The 20124-nt window shown below is 59.1% G+C and carries 14 protein-coding genes, 1 tRNA gene and 1 pseudogene; 5 read left to right on the top strand and 11 right to left on the bottom strand.

Going from position 1 to position 20124, the window contains the following annotated elements:
• Positions 1-513, top strand: a complete 513-nt coding sequence (locus ABID12_RS10105) for a DinB family protein (RefSeq protein WP_354434102.1) — start codon at positions 1-3, stop codon at positions 511-513.
• Positions 514-529: 16 nt separating this feature from the next.
• On the opposite strand, the gene ABID12_RS10110 is transcribed toward ABID12_RS10105, so the two are convergent.
• Both ABID12_RS10110 and ABID12_RS10115 read right to left on the bottom strand, forming a co-directional pair.
• On the bottom strand, positions 530-1591 hold the full coding sequence (locus ABID12_RS10110) for an MBL fold metallo-hydrolase (RefSeq protein ID WP_354434103.1): 1062 nt from the start codon (positions 1589-1591) through the stop codon (positions 530-532).
• 150 nt (positions 1592-1741) lie between these two features.
• Positions 1742-2494, bottom strand: a complete 753-nt coding sequence (locus ABID12_RS10115) for an SDR family NAD(P)-dependent oxidoreductase (protein ID WP_354434104.1) — start codon at positions 2492-2494, stop codon at positions 1742-1744.
• 249 nt (positions 2495-2743) lie between these two features.
• Here ABID12_RS10115 and ABID12_RS10120 point away from each other — a divergent pair, with 249 nt between their 5' ends.
• Positions 2744-4630, top strand: coding sequence for an ABC-F family ATP-binding cassette domain-containing protein (locus tag ABID12_RS10120; protein WP_354434105.1), 1887 nt, complete (start codon positions 2744-2746; stop codon positions 4628-4630).
• A 54-nt stretch (positions 4631-4684) separates the two neighbouring features.
• Here ABID12_RS10120 and metF read toward each other — a convergent pair whose 3' ends face one another.
• The 4 genes from metF to pflB all read right to left on the bottom strand — a co-directional run bounded on the left by metF (position 4685) and on the right by pflB (position 10100).
• Positions 4685-5605 carry a methylenetetrahydrofolate reductase [NAD(P)H] gene (gene metF / locus ABID12_RS10125; RefSeq protein ID WP_354434106.1) on the bottom strand — a complete coding sequence of 307 codons (921 nt, stop codon included), beginning with the start codon at positions 5603-5605 and terminating at the stop codon, positions 4685-4687.
• A 3-nt stretch (positions 5606-5608) separates the two neighbouring features.
• The gene (locus ABID12_RS10130; RefSeq protein ID WP_106305553.1) at positions 5609-6613 is read right to left on the bottom strand and encodes an ArsR/SmtB family transcription factor; all 1005 of its coding nucleotides are present in this window, start codon (positions 6611-6613) and stop codon (positions 5609-5611) included.
• A gap of 419 nt (positions 6614-7032) precedes the next feature.
• Entirely contained in the window at positions 7033-7815 is a 783-nt protein-coding gene (gene pflA, locus ABID12_RS10135) for a pyruvate formate-lyase-activating protein (RefSeq protein ID WP_106305556.1), read from the bottom strand.
• A gap of 14 nt (positions 7816-7829) precedes the next feature.
• A complete protein-coding gene (gene pflB / locus ABID12_RS10140) occupies positions 7830-10100 on the bottom strand; it encodes a formate C-acetyltransferase (protein ID WP_354434107.1) in 2271 nt (756 codons plus the stop codon).
• 814 nt (positions 10101-10914) lie between these two features.
• On the opposite strand from pflB, the gene murB reads away from it, so the two are divergent.
• Entirely contained in the window at positions 10915-11901 is a 987-nt protein-coding gene (murB, locus tag ABID12_RS10145; protein WP_354434108.1) for a UDP-N-acetylmuramate dehydrogenase, read from the top strand.
• A 258-nt stretch (positions 11902-12159) separates the two neighbouring features.
• The gene (locus tag ABID12_RS10150) at positions 12160-15459 is read left to right on the top strand and encodes a PAS domain-containing protein (protein ID WP_354434109.1); all 3300 of its coding nucleotides are present in this window, start codon (positions 12160-12162) and stop codon (positions 15457-15459) included.
• 230 nt (positions 15460-15689) lie between these two features.
• On the opposite strand, the gene ABID12_RS10155 is transcribed toward ABID12_RS10150, so the two are convergent.
• The gene (locus ABID12_RS10155; protein WP_354434110.1) at positions 15690-16991 is read right to left on the bottom strand and encodes a Gfo/Idh/MocA family protein; all 1302 of its coding nucleotides are present in this window, start codon (positions 16989-16991) and stop codon (positions 15690-15692) included.
• 467 nt (positions 16992-17458) lie between these two features.
• Here ABID12_RS10155 and ABID12_RS10160 point away from each other — a divergent pair, with 467 nt between their 5' ends.
• Entirely contained in the window at positions 17459-18190 is a 732-nt protein-coding gene (locus ABID12_RS10160; protein ID WP_354434111.1) for a DUF4396 domain-containing protein, read from the top strand.
• A 114-nt stretch (positions 18191-18304) separates the two neighbouring features.
• Here ABID12_RS10160 and ABID12_RS10165 read toward each other — a convergent pair.
• The 4 genes and pseudogenes from ABID12_RS10165 to ABID12_RS10180 all read right to left on the bottom strand — a co-directional run.
• A tRNA-Cys gene (locus ABID12_RS10165) sits at positions 18305-18378 on the bottom strand.
• 692 nt (positions 18379-19070) lie between these two features.
• On the bottom strand, positions 19071-19394 hold the full coding sequence (locus tag ABID12_RS10170; protein ID WP_354434112.1) for a hypothetical protein: 324 nt from the start codon (positions 19392-19394) through the stop codon (positions 19071-19073).
• 40 nt (positions 19395-19434) lie between these two features.
• Positions 19435-19845: a hypothetical protein gene (locus tag ABID12_RS10175; RefSeq protein ID WP_354434113.1), complete on the bottom strand. Its 411-nt coding sequence runs from the start codon at positions 19843-19845 to the stop codon at positions 19435-19437.
• Positions 19842-20124, bottom strand: a pseudogene (locus tag ABID12_RS10180) (glycoside hydrolase family protein); the annotation flags it as partial. The gene ABID12_RS10175 and the pseudogene ABID12_RS10180, both read right to left, overlap by 4 nt.

Below are 20124 nucleotides of genomic sequence, written 5' to 3' on the forward strand. Positions count from 1 at the left end.
ATGCTGCAGCATTACCGTATGTTCGCCGCCTATAATGCCTGGGCCAATGGCCTGATCTATGACGAAGCCGCCGAACTTTCGGATGAACAGCGCAAACGCGATCTCGGGGCCTTCTTCCGCTCCATCCACGCCACGCTCAACCACGTGCTTTACGCCGACCGCGTGTGGATGACCCGGTTTTCCGGCAAGGCGACGGGACCGGTCAAGCTCGATACGATCCTGCACGATGATTTTGCCTCGCTGCGCCATGACCGGAGCATGGAGGACGAAAAGATCATCGCCCTGATCGACGGACTGAACCAGACCAGCCTGCAGGGAACATTTTCCTATCAACGCGGCAATCCGCCCGAAAACTACACAGACCGGCTGGCCACCACGCTTGCGCATTTCTTCAACCACCAGACCCATCACCGCGGTCAGGTGCACGGCATGCTGACCATGCTCGGCCAACCGTCACTGTCGCTTGACCTGGTCTATTTCCTGCGCTCGGAAAACGGCCGGCAATTCGCCTGAACCACCGGCCAGCGGTTCACGAATTCGACACGGCCGGCGGGAACAGGTCGTATTCGAACAGGTCGTGGCCGGCGATCACCTGACCGTTGAAGACCTTGCTGACGTCTTTTGCGAAGTCATAGTCCGATCCGTCGGCCGGACCACCAGCGTAGTGGGTGAGGATCACGGTGGTGACACCGGCCTCATTGGCCATTGCGCCCAGCTTGTCCGGGCTCAGATGCTCGGTTTCCATATGCGCGGTCAGGTCTTTCAGGTTTTCCGCGGTGATATCCATCGAAGGCGGCTGTGCCGTTTGCGTGCCGTCGGCGGCGATATAGGGCAGACGGACCTCGCTGACGAGCACATCGGCACCCTTGGCAAGTTTTGCCACGGCCTCGCTCGGCCCGGTATCGCCGGTAAAGACGATGTCGCCATAAGGCGTGTCGACTCGATAGGAATAGGAAATGTCCGGCCCTGCCGGTCCTTCCGTCTTGTTGGCGAAATGGCTGTTTTCGACCGCGGTCACCTTGATGTTTTCATCCTGATAGACAAGGCCGGGCTTGTCGATGTCATGACCGTCGAACATGCCTTTTGAAGACGTCATATGCGGCGTGTCGCCCTTGAATATCCGTTCCGATGTCTTGAGGTAGTCCAGGCTGTCATCGACAAGCGCCTTGGTTTCGGGCGGGCCGTAGATTCCGACGGTTCCTTTCTTCTCGGCCAGTCCGCGCTCCAGCCATTCCTGCCCGATAAGCGACGGCAGGCTGGCATTGTGGTCAAGGTGATGATGGGTGATGAAGATATCGTCGATATTTTCAGCCGGAATGCCGGCCTTGGCGAGCTGGCGCGAAACACCGATGCCGGCATCGAACAGATAGTTCTTGCCATTGACCTGCAGCAGCGTCGCTATGCCGGAGCGATCCGGCAGCGCCACAGGACCACCGGCCGTGCCCAGAAGGATGATGCGTGCGGCTTGATCCTGTGCCGCCACGGGTGCTGCATCAGCGGCAAATGCCGGTTGGCCAAGCGCCAGCGGCACGGCGACAAGAGAAACGGCCAGACAGAGCGTCAGCCTTCGATATTCAACATTAGGTTTCACGATTACATCTCCTGCAATTTTTGCGCGGAGAATTGCCCTGATGCAGGAATTGGCTTTTTTGGCGGCAAGAATCTTTCATTCTGGAAAGGTTCGCCCGCCGCAGAGGCGTTCGCAAACGCCTCTGCAGCAAGACACAAACTCGATTTCGTCTCAGGCCTGATAGCCGTCGACGCCCTTGAATGAGGAATAACCGTCATCGGCCATCACGGTCGAGCCATTGATGGCACTCGCTTCCGGCAGCGACAAAAGATAGATGGCGCCGGCAATTTCGGCAGGTTCGATAATCCTGCCCTTCATGTGCAGCTTGCTGCCGACCTCTTCAATCGTCTTGTCGATCATCCCGGTCTTGACCCATCCGGGCGCAACCGACACCACTCTGACGCCATAGGGCGAAAGTTCGCGCGCCATGGCCTGTGTTACCGTGCGCACGCCGCCCTTGCTGGCGTGGTAGCCGATGCTTTCGGTGTTGGCGATGACCCCGCAGATCGAGCCGACATTGATGATCACCCCGGACTTGTTGTTGACCATTTCCCTGCTGACATAATGCCCCATGTGGATGGTGCCCATCAGATTGATCTGAACCGTGTTCAGCGTGTCGGCGATATCGAGTTCGGTGAACGGCTCGCGCTTGCCGACAACGCCGGCAACATTGGCCATGACATCGACCCGGCCATAGGTTTCCACGGCAAACCGCACGGCGCTTTCGCAGTCTTCAGGCTTTGCGATATTGCATTCCACAAAGCGTGCGTCGCCGATTTCGCCCAGCGCCTCCATCGCCTTTTCGATGGTTTCAGGCTTGTCGATACCGGCAACGACGACCTTGTCTCCCTCCTGAACAAATTTTCTGGCGGTTTCAAAACCGATTCCGCTCGTACCGCCGGTTACAATAACGACCCTGTTCATTGGAAACTCCTTGATGCATTGCACGACATGCCCGTTCGCCTTTCGGCTCGCGGTCGCCGATATCAAACACGCATAACGGAGAAAGCGGGTGACAATTTTGACCAAAATCAACCATACAACACATCCCTGGAGGCTGAGCCGGGGTCATGGCCGTATCTGTCCCGCGCCGGCGGATTGCGGGGGCGTCGAAACCGGCATTTCCGCCGGACCGTCTTGCCAGACGGCATTCTTTCAGACAAAACCGCTGTCATGATTACCATCTCCGATCTTTCCGTCCGTGTCGCCGGACGCCTGCTCATCGAACACGCTTCCGTCTCCATTCCCGATGGCATGAAGGTGGGGCTTGTCGGCCGCAACGGCGCGGGCAAATCAACGCTGTTCAAGGTTCTCACCGGCGCGCTTTCCTCCGAGACCGGCACGGTATCGCTGCCCAAACAGGCCCGTATCGGCCAGGTGGCGCAGGAAGCGCCGGGCACGGAAGATCCGCTGATCGAGATCGTGCTGGCTGCCGACAAGGAGCGTGCGGCACTGCTGGCGGAGGCGGAGACGGCGACAGACCCGCACCGCATTGCCGAAATCCAAACCCGGCTTGTCGATATCGACGCCCATTCGGCCGAGGCGCGCGCGGCCAGCATTCTCTCCGGTCTCGGTTTCGACGAAACCGCGCAGAGACGTCCGGCCTCGTCCTTTTCCGGTGGCTGGCGGATGCGTGTGGCGCTGGCCGCCGTGCTGTTTTCCGAACCTGACCTGCTTCTGCTCGACGAGCCGACCAACTATCTCGACCTGGAAGGCACGCTGTGGCTGGAAGACTATATCCGCCGCTATCCCTACAGCGTCATCATCATTTCGCATGACCGCGACCTGCTGAACACGGCCGCCGGCGCGATCATCCATCTCGACCAGAAGAAGCTGACCTTCTATCGCGGCTCCTACGATCAGTTCGAGCGCCAAAAGGCCGAGGCTGATGAGCTGCAGATGAAGGCCCGGGCCAAGAACGAGGCCCACCGCAAGCATCTGCAAAGCTTCGTCGATCGCTTCAAGGCCAAGGCTTCCAAGGCCCGCCAAGCCCAAAGCCGCCTCAAGGCGTTGGAGAAAATGGGCACGGTCGCAGCCGTGATCGAGGATCACGTTCAGGGCTTTTCATTTCCCGCGCCGGAAAAACAGCCCGCCTCACCGATCATCGCAATCGAAAACGGGTCCGTCGGCTATGCCCCGGGCAAGCCGATCCTGACGGGCCTCAACCTCAGGATCGACAATGACGACCGGATCGCGCTTCTGGGCGCCAACGGCAACGGCAAGTCGACCTTTGCCAAGTTCATCTCGGGCCGGCTGGCACCCGAAAGCGGCGCGCTCAAGCTGGCGCCGCATCTTTCGACCGGTTTCTTCGCCCAGCACCAGATCGACGATCTGGTGCCCGATGAAAGCGCCGTTGCCCATGTGCGCAAACGCATGCCCGATTCAACGGAACCGAAAGTGCGCGCCCGGGTGGCGCAGATGGGCCTGGCAACGGAGAAGATGGACACCCCTGCCCGCGATCTGTCCGGCGGCGAAAAGGCGCGGTTGCTGATGGGGCTAGCCGCCTTCCATGCGCCCAACCTGCTGATCCTCGACGAGCCCACCAACCACCTCGACATCGACAGCCGCAATGCGCTTGTGCAGGCGCTGAACGACTATCCCGGCGCGGTGATCCTTATTTCGCATGACCGGCACCTGATCGAGGCCACTGTCGACCGGCTGTGGCTGGTGCATGACGGCACGGTAACGGCCTATGACGGCGATCTGGAAGACTATCGCGAGCTGATCGTCTCCGGCGGCAGGAAGGCCCAGAAGAGCGATGCAGCAAGCACCGCCGACACGCGCTCGAAATCCGAGCAGCGCCGGAGTGCTGCCGATCGCCGCGCGGCCTTTGCTCCGCTGAAGAAGGAAATCGACAAGGCGGAAAAGAAGACCGCGAAGATCGAACAGATCATCGCCAAGCTGGATTCCGACCTCGCCGATCCCAAGCTTTACGAGCGCTCCCCCGAAAAGGCCAAGGTGATGATCCAGGCGCGCGCCAATGCCGCCGCGGAACTCGCCAGGGTCGAAGAGGAATGGCTGACGCTTTCCGCCAGATATGAAGAAGGGATGGCGGACTGACCGCAGCCCGCCATTGATTTACGGACCGATGGCCATATCCGCGCATGTTTTACATCACGCGCGCAGCCGCTCCGGCGCAGCGCCGATCTGCGTGTCATCAGGCATGATGCCAAGCCGGTCGAGCACCGCAATCTGCAGCTTCGAGCGGTTCATGGTGTAGAAATGAAAGTCCGAAAGGCCGCGCCGTTGCAGGTCGAGCACCTGCTCGGCCGCCAGATCGGCGGCGGCCTCGAACTGTCCCGGCAGATCGTCGTCCAGTCCCTCGAAGCGGCTGTCGACAAAGGCCGGCACATTGGCGCCGCACCGGGCGGCAAAGTTTTTCAGCTGCTTGATGTTCTGGATCGGCATGATGCCGGGTACCACCGGGATCGTTATGCCCGCGCGGCGGACATCGTTGAGATAATCTTCGAACACATCATTATCGAAGAAGAACTGCGTCAGCGCCCGATCGGCGCCATTGTCGGCCTTGGCCTTCAGCATGGCGATATCGCCGGTGCGGTCGGCGCTTTCCGGGTGTTTTTCGGGATAGGCGGATACTGAAATATCGAAGTCGCCGATCGTCTTCAGCGCGGAAACGAGGGCCGCGGCATTCGAATAGCCGCCGGGATGCGGACTGTAGGCGGTGCCGATGCCGCCCGGCGGATCGCCCCTCAGGGCCACGAAACGGCGGATGCCGGCATCGCGGAACCGGCGGATCACATCATCCACCTCCCCCGACGTTGCCTTGACCACGGTCAGGTGCGAAGCCGTTACCAGATCGGTCTCGTCGACCAGACGCTTGACGGCCGCATAGGTCGGGGCCTGGCTGGTGGCGCCGGCGCCATAGGTCACCGACACGAATTCGGGACTATAGGCGGAGAGCGCCTGCACAGACCGCCACCAGCTGGCCTCGGCCTCGGGTTTCTTGGGCGGAAAAAACTCGAATGAAAAGCCGATCGCGCGATCGTTCCCGCGCGCCTCGTTGTTGGCAGACATGATTCAGACACTCCTCGCATGATATGTTTCGGCTTCCGATGCCATCAGGATACGGCGGTCGCGGCCAAGCCAGACGGTGACCGTCAGGGACCGCTCCTCGGCGCCGGAAAACGGCAGATCGACAACCTTTTCGACGTCCAGTCCCGCAGCCGTCATCCAGTCCGACATCGCCTGATGGGAAAAACCGAGCCTGATATGGGCATGTTCGGCCCGCAGATATTCCAGACCGTGCGGCGCAAAGTCGATCACGACCAGCCGCCCGCCCGGCCGCATTACGCGCGCGGCTTCCGCAATCGCGCGTTCGGGATGTTCAAGAAAATGCAGGACCTGATGAATGATCACCAGATCGAAGTCCTCGTTCTCCAGCGGCAGGTTCAAGATGTCGCCGAGCCGCACCGCAGCTTTCGTCACCCCTTCGGCATCGAGATTGGCGCGCGCCACCGCCAGCATGTCGCGGCTGGCATCGACGCCGACGGCGCGGCGGTAAAGGTCCTTCAGGAGCAGCAGCATCCGGCCCGTGCCGGTGCCCAGATCCAGAACGCTTTCCACAGGTTTGCGACCGATCAGCGCCACCAGACATTCTTCGATTTCCGATTCGGAAATATGCAGGCGGCGCATCTCGTCCCAGTCACCGGCATGTTCGGCAAAATAGGCGAGCGCCTTTTCCGAGCGTGCCTGTTTGACCGCGGCAAGGCGCGCCGCATCGCGGCTGAGCGCCGAATCGGTTTCCGCAGCGTTTTTCAGAAGCTCGCGACCAAGCCGCGCCGGCGCGCCCTCTTCCTTCAGGCGAAAATAGGCCCAGGCGCCTTCCTGATAGCGATCGATCAGCCCTGCCTCGCCCAGAAGCTTCAGATGGCGGGAGATGCGCGGCTGCGACTGGCCGAGAATATCGGTGAGGTCCGATACGGTCAGGTCGCCGGATGCAAGCAGCGCAATGAGCCTGAGGCGCGTGGGCTCCCCCACCGCTTTCAGGACATCGACCAGACCGTCCAGATCAAGCTTCGTCATTTGGCATCACCTTCATCAAGATATAAAGATATGTTTATATCGAAAAGAAGAGCAGTGCAAGCCTCTGAGAAAACCCCGTGTCCTCAAAATTCTATCACAAAACCAAAAAGACCGCCCGAAGGCGGCCTCAGGCTGCTGACAACCCCGAAGACGTGCGGGTTGCTGCCTCCGTCAGCCGTCCCCACAGGTGTCATGCTCGGACGTGATCCGAGCATCCATTCCACTCAACCCTTTGATAAGAAAGAGTTTCAAGCAAGCATACAACGTGTAGCCCTGGATCCTCGGGTCCAGCCCGAGGATGACCCAGAGGGAGAGGCAGCTTTGTCAGAAAACAGAAACCGCCCGAAGGCGGCCTCAAACATCTGGGATCTGCGTAACCGTGACAAGGCGCGGGCGTAAACCTGCCCTCGCCCCGCCCATCAGGTCACGAGCATACCGCGCGCGCGAAAGATGTCGCGGGCGGCCTCGGTCTGATCATTGGTCGGCGTCGGCGTGTCGCGCAGCGTGTATTTGCGGCCGAGCGCATCCCATTTGGAAATTCCCATCTGGTGGAACGGCAGCACCTCGACACGCTCGACGATATCGCCCAGCGAGGCGACATAATCGGCCATCTTGTTCACATCGTCGGTATCATCCGTGAGACCCGGGACCAGAACATAACGCATCCACATTTTCTGCTTCAGCCGTTTCAGCCGCTGGGCAAAGTCCAGCGTCGGCTGAAGATACTGGGCGGTGATCGCGTGATATTTGTCCGGATCGATATGCTTGATATCGAGCATGACCAGATCGACATTGTCGAACCATTCATCCTCCACACCGGTATGAAGATAGCCCTGCGTGTCGAGCGCGACGTGGAGGCCCATCTCCTTCTTGATGTGGCTCATGACATTACCGACAAAGCCGGCCTGCATCATGGGCTCGCCGCCGGAGAAGGTCACGCCGCCGGCGAATTTGAGGAAACCCGCATAGGGGCGGATTTCCTTGAGCATGTCGTCCACATCGACCCTGCGGCCGTTGTGAAGCTTCCAGGTATCCGGGTTGTGACAATAGACACAGCGGAACTGGCAACCGGCCATGAAGAACACAAAGCGCATTCCCGGACCGTCGACGGCTGCGCCGGTTTCGACCGAGTGGAGAAATCCGTGGTCGATGTCGATATGGACACCGGTTGGCTTGGTTGGGGCGGAAACGCGCTTATGCATTGTTCTTCTCTTCCTTACATTGCGGTGTGGAAGGTCCGGTTGATCACGTCAAGCTGCTGTTCTTTCGTCAGCTTGATGAAGTTGACCGCATAACCCGACACGCGGATCGTCAGCTGCGGATACTTCTCCGGATGGTCCATGGCGTCAAGCAGGGTCTCCTTGTTGAGGAGGTTGACATTGACGTGGAAACCGCCGGCTGCCGTATAGCCGTCAAGGCAATTCGACAGGTTGGTAATCCGCTCTTCTTCGGTGTGGCCGAGGCTGCCCGGCGTTGCCGAAGCGGTCCAGCTGATACCGTCGAGGGCGGCGTCATAGGGCAGTTTGGCAAGCGATGCGCCTGCAGCCACAAAGCCCTTCTTGTCGCGACCGTTCATCGGGTTTGCACCGGGCGCGAAGGGTTCGCCACCACGGCGGCCATCCGGGGTGTTACCGGTCTTCTTGCCGTAAACGACGTTCGACGTGATCGTCAGGATCGACTGGGTCGGCATCGAGTCACGATAGAAGTAGGGCTGAGCCTTGACCTTGTTCATGAACTCTTCGACCAGCCATGCGGCAATCGAGTCGACACGGTCGTCATTGTTGCCGAATGCCGGGAATTCGCCGGTGATCTTGTAATCGACGGCAAGACCGGTTTCGTCACGAATGACTTCGACCTTGGCATATTTGATTGCCGACAGGGCATCCGCTGCGATCGACAGGCCGGCAATGCCGCAGGCCATTGTCCTGAGGATATCACGGTCATGCAGCGCCATTTCGATGCGTTCATACGCATATTTGTCGTGCATGTAGTGAATCGCGTTCAGAGCCTTGACGTAGGTCTTGGCAAGCCAGTCCATGGCCTTGCCGAACTTTTCGACGACTTCGTCATATTCCAGAACATCGCCGGTGATCGGTTCCAGACCTTCGGCAACCTTCTTGCCCTTCAGCTTCTTCTCGTCAACACCGCCGTTGATCGCATAAAGCAGAGCCTTTGCGAGGTTGGCGCGCGCACCGAAGAACTGCATCTGCTTGCCGATCCGCATCGACGAGACGCAGCAGGCAATGCCGTAGTCGTCGCCCCATTTCGGACGCATCAGTTCGTCGTTCTCGTACTGAATGGCGCAGGTGTCGGCCGAAACCTTGGCGCAGAAGTGCTTGAAGCCCTGCGGCAGGCTCGGGCTCCACAGAACCGTCAGGTTCGGTTCCGGCGCGGGGCCGAGATTGTAGAGCGTGTTGAGGAAACGGAAGCTGTTCTTCGAAACCAGCGTCCGGCCGTCTTCGCCCATGCCGCCGATTGCTTCGGTGACCCATACGGGGTCGCCCGAGAACAGTTCGTCATATTCCGGCGTACGCAGGAAGCGGACGATACGCAGTTTCATGATCATGTCGTCGACCATTTCCTGGGCATCGTCTTCCGAGATGTAACCGGCATCGATATCGCGCTGGATATAGATGTCGAGGAAGGTCGAGACACGGCCGAGCGACATGGCAGCGCCGTTCTGCTCCTTCACGGCAGCCAGATAGCCGAAATAGACGGCCTGAACGGCTTCGCGGGCATTGCGGGCCGGCTTCGAAATATCGACGCCATATTTTTCGGCCATTTCGCGCAGCTCGTCGAGTGCACGGAACTGTTCCGAGATTTCCTCGCGCAGACGCATATTGTTGTCGTTGAAGACAACATCGTCGAGTTCGTGGAATTCCTTCTGCTTTTCAGCGCGCAGGAAGTCCGTGCCGTAAAGGGCAACACGACGATAGTCGCCGATGATGCGGCCACGGCCATAGGCGTCCGGCAGACCGGTGATCACGCCCGACTTGCGGCAGGCCAGAATGTCCGGGCTGTAAACGTCGAACACGCCCTGGTTATGGCTCTTGCGGTACTTGGTCCATACCTCATGAACGTTTTCGGGAACCTCGTAACCATAGGTCTTGAGGCTGCCTTCAACCATGCGCAGACCGCCATTCGGCATGATTGCGCGCTTCAGCGGCGCATCGGTCTGCAGGCCGACGATGATTTCGAGGTCCTTGTTGATGTAGCCGGCATCGTGTGCGGTGATGCTCGAGGGCTTGTCCGCCGAAACATCGAGGACGCCGCCCTTGTCACGTTCCTGCTGCAGAAGCGCGCTCAGTTCGTCCCAGAGCTGCTTGGTGCGCTCGGTGGCCGGTGCGAGGAAAGATGCATCGCCCTCATAAGGCGTGTAGTTTTCCTGAATGAAATTGCGAACGTCGATTGCAGTGCGCCATGCACCTTCGCTGAACCCGCTCCACGGGTCGGCGTGTACGTTCGTGTGTTTGGCATACATATCCATGATTTCAGCCCTCGCCATTATAAGAGGAACATTTCTAGGGTTTCAGCGCCACGGCCGAGGAGGATATCCGGCTTGAAAGGGGCGCTGCGGTCGGGGAACGAACTTATCCGGCAAAATGTCGGTCAGAATTTTTCCGACTAAAACGGCCATTCTTGGGCAGGCAGTTACGGGACATCTCATTCCACCAATTCTAGCGAATTCTCATCGCTTACGATGGCTGACTTTGGCGCCTGGCGCTGGTCTTGGGCGTTAGCCTGCGAAAGATCGCGTCGAATGTTGACGCCAAACGTCAACGCTCTTCGTTTTGACGACCTCTATATGGTACCAAAGGTGTAGAAAGTCCACAAAAAATTGACATTTTTACTTATTTTTCAAGTACAAAAGCAACATTACAATTGTAAACCGTCAATATAAACACAGGCACCATCGAGACGCATTGATATCAGTCAATCACCTGCCCGAAAGCATCGGAAACCACGATTTTCCAATCAACGTGGATTGTGATGTTGCAGCGCTCACAACCCGAAAGCACGATCTCATGGTCATTCTGCCCTCCGACAGTTGAATTCCGGTTCAAAGGAATCACATAGGACGGCTTCGGTCCAAGTCAAATATCCGGTTCACACCCCCGAAAGTTCGTCGCGAAGCGGTCGCAACAGACCTGTAGCCCCCTCGAATCGGCGAGACGAGAATCAGAGTGTGAACCATCCCGGCAGCGCCTCGGCCATAACACGGATGCTTGCACCGGGGCGATCCGGTGTCTATTGACAGAAAACGCCTCTTCCCCCTCCCAACGGAACGGACAGACTGCCTGATGGACTTCATTGCCGACTTCGACCTGACGCATGAAAATACGCTCGGCCTCAAGTCCGCTGCCCGGCTCGCTGCACACATCACCAATGTGGACGAACTGGAGGCCACGGTCGATGAGGCGGCGGCACGCGCAATGCCGCTCACCATCCTCGGCGGCGGCAGCAACGTCGTTCTCAGCGAATCTGTCGAAGGAATTGTCGGCCTGATGCGGATCGGCGGGCGGCAACGCACAGGGCAGTCGGCAACCGACAACATCATTACCGCCGGTGCGGGCGAAAACTGGCACGAATTCGTTGCCTGGACTGTCGCCAACGGAATGCCGGGGCTCGAGAACCTTGCCGGCATTCCCGGCACGGTCGGCGCGGCACCGGTACAGAACATCGGCGCCTACGGTGTCCAGCTGTCAGACTTCTTTCTTTCGCTCACAGCCTATGACACGCAAAACCGCAAGACCCTGACATTCGACCGGGAGGCCTGCGGCTTCGGCTATCGCAAAAGCCGGTTCAAGGCCGATCCGGGACGTTATATCATCCTCTCGGTAACGCTCGCCCTGCCCCGCCAATGGCAGGTGACAAACGCCTATGCCGGCCTTGAGAAATTTCAGGCCGACGCACGGCCGGACGAGGTCATGGCGCAGGTGCTGGCCTTGCGGCAATCCAAGCTGCCCGATTGGCGCGTGCTCGGCAATGCCGGTTCGTTCTTCCACAATCCCGTTGTCAACCTCGCCCACGCGCAAACCATTCCGAACGCACCGCGCTATCCACAGGCCGACGGCAGCGTGAAACTGTCCGCCGGCTGGCTGATCGAACAATGCGGACTGAAGGGCGAGCGGCTCGGCCCGGTGGGCACGTTTGAAAAGCACGCGCTGGTGCTGGTCAACCATGGTGGCGCGACACGTGCCGACGTTTCCCGGTTTTCCGCGCTCGTGCGCGAGCGCGTCAAAACCCGCTTCAGCGTGGATCTCGTGCAGGAACCGATCGAGATCTGACCGTCGCCCGCAGGTCAGGCCAAGTTTTTTAGCGTTTCACGATATATGCCTGAAACGTACAATTTATTGAAAAATATATGTTTTTATCAACCTGAACGTCACAGGACCGGAGGGTGAACACCCGTTGCCATAAATCCAATCGCCGCAACGGGTCGTTTCTGAGGTCAAACCGCCCTATTATCAGTGGGATAATGACATGTCAGCGGCGCCCTGGGCTGATCAACCACGGCCGATGCCCGCTAAACCGGAGCAGGAACAATGCCCCACGGAGCAGGCGAGAGCGAAATCCACGACCGTCCCATCGCGGAACGACGCCGGCTTGAGCTGATCATCGAGGCAACGCAGTCGGGCACATGGGAATGGAACATCGGCACCGGAGAACTGCGGCTCAACCACGAATGGGCGCATATCATCGGCTATGAGCCGGAAGACCTCGAACCGACAGACCTGCAGACATGGCAGGACCGAATCCATCCGGACGATCTTGCCGGGCACGAGGAAAACCTCGCCATGCACCTGCGGGGCGAAACCGACAGCTATGATTACGAGGCCCGGCTGCGCCACAGATCGGGGCACTGGATCTGGGTCGCCGCGCGCGGTCGCGTTCTGGCCTGGACGGACAGCGGCAGCCCCGAATGGATGTTCGGAACGCTTCAAGACATAACAAGCCGCAGGGAAGCGGAGGAAGAACTCAGAAAGAACAGGACATTTCTGGAGCGTACCGGACAGATCGCCGGTATCGGCGGATGGGAGGTCGACCTCGTTAACCAGACGATATTCTGGTCGGATGAAACCTGCCGGATCCACGGCGTCGAACCCGGCTACAGCCCGACAATGGAAAAGGCGCTCTCGTTTTACCCACCGCAGGCGCGCGCACAAATCGAGGAAGCCGTCGCCAATGGCATATCGACGGGCACGCCCTGGGACGAGCGACTGCCGTTGATACGCGCCGACGGCCGGCAGATCTGGGTTCGCGCCGCAGGCTCCGCCCAGTTCGACGGCGGGCAAGATCCGGTTCGGCTGGTCGGCGCATTTCAGGATGTGACCGAACAGACGCTTCAGCGTCTCGAACTCGAAAAACTCAACGAGCGAATGGTGATCGCCAGTGAAAACGGCAGAATCGGAGTATGGGACGCCAATCTTGTCACCGGCAAGACGCATTATTCCGACATCTGGTGCGCGCTCATCGGCTATCGCCCTGACGAGATATCCAGTGACGGCGATGAATGGCTGAAATTCCTTCATCCCGACGATGCCGAAAGAGCCCTGAATGCCGACGTCGCCCATATCCGCGGGGACGCTCCTTATTTCGAGGAAGAGTTCCGCATGCGCCACAAGGACGGGCGCTGGATCTGGATACTCGACCGGGGCCGGGTCGTTCAGCGGGATGAGAACAACAACCCGTTACGCATGATCGGCACCCATACCGATATCACCGCCCGCAAACACGCCGAGGAAGAACGGGCGCTGATGAGCGAACGCATGGCGATTGCCACCGACAGCGGCGGGATCGGCATATGGGAGCTGGAGATCGCCCGCAGGGTCGCCCACTGGGATGCCTGGATGTATCGCCTCTACGGCCTCGACGAAGCGGGGCGCGAAGACATCGGCGAAGTCTGGCATCGGGCCGTGTATCAGGAAGACCGCGCGCGGGTCGAAGCGGCGGTCCAGCATGCCATCGAAACCGGTGAGCATCTCGACGAGGAATACCGCGTTGTTCTGCCGGACGGTGGGCTCAGGCACCTGCATATCGCTGCCAACATTGTCCACGACGACAACGACACCCCGCAACGCATCGTCGGCGCTGCCTGGGATATCACCGCGCGCCGCCAGATGACCCTCGAACTTGCCGAGCAGCATGAGCTGATGCGGGTGACGCTCAACTCCATCGGTGACGCCGTGATCACCACCGATGCGCAAGGCAGGGTCCGCTGGCTCAATCCCGTTGCCCAGCGGATGACCGGCTGGACCGTCGAAGATGCGGAAGACCAGCCCTCGGACAGCGTTTTTTACATCATCAATGAAGAAACCCGCGAAAAGGCACCGGACCCGATCGCCGCCTGTCTGGAACAGGAGCAGGTTGTGGGGCTGGCGGAAAACACGCTTCTGGTCGGGCGTCACAGCCTTGAATACAGCATCGAGGATTCGGCCGCTCCGATCCTCAGTGCCGACGGCGAAATTCTGGGCGCGGTTCTGGTGTTCCACGATGTCAGCGAGCAAAGACGCCTGTCGCGCGAAATGACCTATCGCGCCAGCCACGACCCGCTGACCGGCCTTCTCAACCGGTCGGAATTCGACCGTCGCTTGCAGCGCACCTTCGAGACGGTGCAGAAGGACGACACCCGCAATGTGCTCCTTTATATCGATCTCGATCAGTTCAAGATCGTCAACGACACATGTGGGCATACCGTCGGCGATGCGCTGCTCAAGAAGGTCAGCCAGCTGATGCAGGACTGCCTGCGCAAACGCGATACGCTGGCCCGGCTCGGCGGTGACGAATTCGCCGTACTTCTGGAACATTGCAGCCCTGAAGACGGCCTGCGGGTCGCGCAGAAGATCTGCGACCGCATGGCGGAATTCCGCTTCGTCCACGACAACAAGCATTTCAGGGTTGGCGCAAGTATCGGTCTGGTGCCGTTCAACCAGCATTCGACCAGCGTTTCGGCGATTCTGCAGGCGGCCGACACCTCATGCTATGTCGCCAAGGAAAGCGGGCGAAACCGCGTTCATGTCTGGGAGGAAAGCGACGAGAATCTCAAGATCAGGTCGGGCGAAACCCGCTGGGCATCCCGCATTGAACAGGCTTTGCAGCAGGGCTCCTTTGTGCTCTACGCCCAGTCGATCGCGCCGATCGGCGCCAACGAAACCGGACGCCATATCGAGCTTCTTCTGCGCATGATCGGAGAGGATGGTGAAGTCATCCTGCCCGGCCGTTTCCTGCCGGCGGCCGAACGTTTCAACCTCATGCCCCATATCGATCACTGGGTCCTCGGCGAAGCGCTGAGGCAGGTTGCCGCCGCCCGGATGACAGACAGCGCCCACCGCATCTGCATCAACCTGTCCGGCCAGTCATTCGGCGACAGGAGCTTCCACAAGACCGCGCTCGACATGCTGGACGAGGCCGGCAGAGACGTCTGCCATTCTCTGTGTATCGAGATTACCGAGACCGCGATCATCACCAACATGGCCGAAGCGGCGACCTTCATCACCGAACTGCGCCTGCGAGGCATTTCGGTCGCGCTTGATGACTTCGGCGCCGGCTCGTCGTCCTTCGGTTACCTCAAATACTTTCCGCTCGACTATCTCAAGATCGATGGTCAGTTCGTCAGTGAGTTGCTGAAGGATCCGCTCAACGAGGCGACGGTCAAATGTTTCGTCGAGGTCGCCCGGGTTCTGGGCCTTGAAACGATTGCCGAGTTTGTCGGCGATGAAGAAACCTGCGCGAAGCTGAAGACATTCGGAGTCGACTTCGCCCAGGGGTTCTACATTCATGAACCGGAACCGCTCGGCGACCTTCTCGGAAAGATCGCTGCAGACGATACGGACTCGGCCAGCTGACCCAAGGGGTCAGCCCAGACTGCTGACAAAGCTCGTCTTGCGTTTCTTTCGTCATACCGGCCTTGAGCCGGTATCCAGGGCCGCTTGTTATGCGCCTCCAGAAAGAGTCTTTGCGCGCAAGGACTTGCGCTGACTGGATTCCGGCTCAAGGCCGGAATGACGGCGGGGGCACAGCTGTGATTGCTCACAGGAGTTGTCAACAAACTGAGCTGACCCAAGGGGTCAGCCGGTCACCATTTCTTGTGCGGCAGGTCGATCCCGTGCTCGGCGAGAAATTGTCCGATATGCACGGTTTCACCGGTTTCAATCGAGCGGTTGGCGGCGATCCCCGTGAGAATGGACCAGGCCCCGTCGATATGGGACGATGACCGCCCGTAGCGGTCTTCACCGCTCTCGGGATCGAAAAGATAACCGAGCATCACCGGGTCGGCGCCGCCGTGATCGCCCTCACCTTCCCAGACATCGAGGTCTTGCGGTTGCTGGCCGGCCAGATGCAGCGTCGTGGTCATCGATTCCGAACCTTCCGATTTGTCCCGCTTGCCGCCAAAGACGCCGTGAACCTCGACATGGCGGTGCGACAGCTCGCCCTTGGTGCCGTAAAACTTGACCTCAAGTCCTTCCCACGGGCTGTAGGCGCAGAGCGTATAATTGAGGCTGGCGCCCGTGCCATAGACGGCCTGCACCTGCATCGTGTCCTCGATGGTAATGTCATCGTCGAAAACACAGCGGTCGCGCAGATAGCCGTCATCGTCTTCCGCATCGAGATAGAGAGCGCGCAATGCCTGATCGGCTTCGAGGTCCAGCCGGAAATCGCAATTCCCGGCGCTCGGACAGCTGTAACAGCGCGGACCGCGTCGATGCAGGCCAAGCTCCTCGGCTGTCTCGGCATTATAGAAGGAGCGGCTTCCGTGCGCCGTCACCGAGACCGGCGAAGACCCGAGCCACCAGTTGACGAGGTCGAAATGATGAGTCGATTTGTGGACCAGCAGGCCGCCCGACTGGTTCTTGTAGCGATGCCAGCGACGGAAATAATCGGCGCCATGAACGCGGTCGAGATACCAGCGGAAGCTGACGGCGGTCACATCGCCGATCACGCCCGACATCAGCAGATCCTTCAATTGCGTGCGCGCCGGCGTGTAACGGTAGTTGAAGGTGACGGTGACCTTGCGGCCGGTCTGCTTCTGGGCGTCGAGGATCGCCTTCAGCTTTTCCAGATCGATGGTCATCGGCTTTTCGGTCATCACATCGCAACCGGCCCGCATGGCATCGACGATATAGTCATGATGCAGGTAATCGGGCACGGTAACGATTACCGTGTCCGGCTTCTGCTCGGTCAGCATTTGCGGAAATTCCGCCGCGCGATAGGTCGCAATTCCGTTGCCGGTGACAGGCACGGCATTGGCCGAAAGCGCCAGCCGCTTTTCGTTGATATCGCATAGCCCGACCAAGGCATTGCGGTCGGCATAGGTTTCGGCGACCGCGCTGCGAAACATCTTGTGCCGCGATCCCGTTCCAACGATGGCGTATTTCATGATCCTGCCCTTGTGCCCGGCAAACGCGTCCGCGCCGGCCGTTATGCTCCCGCCCCTTTCGGGGCCTCCCTCATCCGATCTCGCAAGCAGCCCCGCCCAAGAAAAGCATCCCTTCGAACGCCGTCCGAAGCCAATGCCATCATTGATCCATGCAAAAGCCCGTAAGGTCAGCATGATCCGGGGGTGTCGGGAAAGTCGCGATACCGAGGTTTCGATACTGCCAGACTAGCAGATCAGAATCAATCTGCAGGCATGCGTCACGCCGTCATTTTCGAGACTGAACGCTGCGGACGAGATGCCTCCGCATCACGGACTTGCTGTTGACGTCAGCATCGAATGGACACAGCAGCAGTCCCGTCTGCCGACCACATGGAACAATTCAACCGCCGGATGACTTGGCCAAGAGACATGTTTTGAAAATCAGGGCGCTTTCCCGTGCTGATTTCCGGAAGACAAGGAGATGAGACATGCCCGATTGGCTCCACTTGCTCGCCATCCTTTCGCTTCTCGCCGGCGCAATCGCCGCATTGATTATCGCTTTCGATATCTTCAGGCATCCGCAACATATGTGGATCATGAACGCGGTCTGGCCGCTGGTCGCGCTGTTCGGCTCATTTGCGGCGTTGTGGGCCTATTTTCGCTATGGACGCCTGGCGACCCGGAAAGCCCATCACCAGGCGATGCACAATGACGAGAAACCGCCGAACATGACCGAAACGCCGTTTGCGGTAATGGTCGGCAAGGGAGTTGCCCATTGCGGCAGCGGCTGCGCACTCGGCGATCTCGTCGCGGAATGGCTGGCCTTTCTCGTGCCGGCGGTTGCCGTCTGGTTCGGCTGGCAGACAATCTTTGCCGAAAAGATGTTCGCGGTGTGGATCCTCGACTTCGTCTTTGCCTTTTCCTTCGGTGTCATCTTTCAGTATTTCACCATCAAACCGATGCGCGGCCTGTCGCCGTATCAGGGCCTCATCCAGGCCGTGAAGGCGGATTTTCTGTCTCTCACAGCCTGGCAGGTCGGAATGTACGGTTTCATGGCGTTCGCCCAGTTCTACCTCTTTCGCCACCTTCTCGGCATGAAACTGGAAGTGCCGACAGTCGAATTCTGGTTCATGATGCAAATCGCCATGTGGGCCGGCTTTGCAACATCCTATCCGGTGAACTGGTGGCTGATCGCCAAGGGCGTCAAGGAAAAGATGTAGGCGGCGCTTTAAGGGTAAAAAAAATCCCGGCTTCGGCCAAGACAGAACAGTTCTGCGCCAAGCCAGAAAAAAGATTAAATGATTTCAGATGATTATCAGGCTGATAAGCCGAAATGGAGGCCTCGGCCGGAATCGAACCGGCGTGCAAGGATTTGCAGTCCTCTGCGTAACCACTCCGCCACGAGGCCCCTAGCTCGCTGGAAAGCAAGCGTTGGCGGGCATTTAGCTGTTATCTTTCCTGTTTGCAACAGTTCTATTCTGAACGAACTCCTTTTTTTATTCTGAACGCCTGTTTTCCAATTGTTCCCTTTGCAAAGGCGGCGAAGCCTGATTGCGGCATTGATGATTGTCGTTTTTCCGACCCGTATCTCGGACATTCATGGGCGCGTTGCGATTCGCATCTTGACGACATTCCGAAATGGAACATAAATAGAACAACGGCGGCAAACTGAACCAAATATATGCGAGGTAAAATGCCGTCTGAACTTGACTATTCCACGGTGGGCGCCGCCCGCGAACACCTGGACTATTCCGCCACGTGCTGGCGATGCCAACGCCTTTCGGTGCCAGTGGATTTGAGCCATGTCCGACCCGACAAGATCGTGACCAAACTTAAACCCAAATGCAAATTCTGCGGCAAGCATGGAGAGTGGACCGTTATCCCGAAATGCACACGGTCGATGCATCCGCGTGAGGGCGACAATAGCAACGGGTAGAGACCGACAAAAAAAGCCGCCCCGGTTTCCCGGAGCGGCTTCGTCATCACTGGTAGACCAATATCAGCACCAGCAGGCAGGCGCATAGCAAGAACATCGCCGGCCGCACCTCGCGCCATTGCTCGGACCACGCGCGTTTGACGCAACGCTTGTCAATTCGCTTGTCATTCCTTGTCATGCTCCACCTCGCGCAGGCGAAAGTGCCAGACCTTGACGATGAATTCGACGATCGTCATCCCGCCGATACCCATGACGAAACCGCCGACACTGGCCGAAGGTTCCAGCGGAATGTCGGCAAGCCCGCCGGCCCACTGGAACAACGGCACGCCGATGGGCCCAAGGAAATAAGCCGTCGTTGCCCCGACGAATATCTTGCGCAGCGTCGGCAGCGCGCCACGCCACTCCATTATCGAACTGACCGTCGCTCCGGCGAGCCCTGCCAGTGCCAGCTGACCTTTCTCTGTCGCCAGCATTTCCCATATGTTCATGCCGCCGCCCCTGCGCACGCATTTTGCTCAAAGGGCGGCTTTACCGCCGCCCTACAACTGCTTTCAGCCCCGCCACACCGGAACCGACATAGAAAACCCACTGGATCATGTTGCCCGCCCATGTCTGCATCTGGGACGTTGGCAGGTCCGCCACAGACCAAGGGAAGCTAAAGACGCTGTCGAGGATGACAGCAGCCCACCAAAGCGCCAAAGGAAACAGAAACAGGCTGGCGAACAGCCAGAACCACGGAAACGACAGCTTGGCCTTGTTGTAATCCGCCATGATGCGGGTTTCCTCGACCACCTGCCGCAGATATTCCGCCGTCAGTTCGGCACGGATCTTCTCACGGTCGTTTTCACGTTCCGCCCGCTTGTCGATGAGCGTGATGGCGCGTTCGACAATGCCGCCCGCGCCAAGTTTGACCAGCCATGTGATGAAGGTCGGGATCATACCTCCACCTCATGGCCCGTCAGTGTGTTGATCCGGCGTGCGATCACATCGCGGTAACGCCAGGCAAACCAGCCAATCGCGATGATGACGACACCGGTGACGATCCAGCCGACCGGCAGGCCGGAAGCCCATGCGATGGCACCGGAGGCGGCGGCCGATGCGCCGGACTTCTGCGCGGCATCCCTCAGCGCCTTCATGTCCCGACGCAGCTGGGCGATGGTGGCCGGGCCGATAATGCCGTCATTGACCAGATGCGGGTGGGCCATCTGGTAAGACAGA

The organism is Martelella mangrovi (genome assembly GCF_040545495.1).
Classification (GTDB): domain Bacteria; phylum Pseudomonadota; class Alphaproteobacteria; order Rhizobiales; family Rhizobiaceae; genus Martelella; species Martelella mangrovi.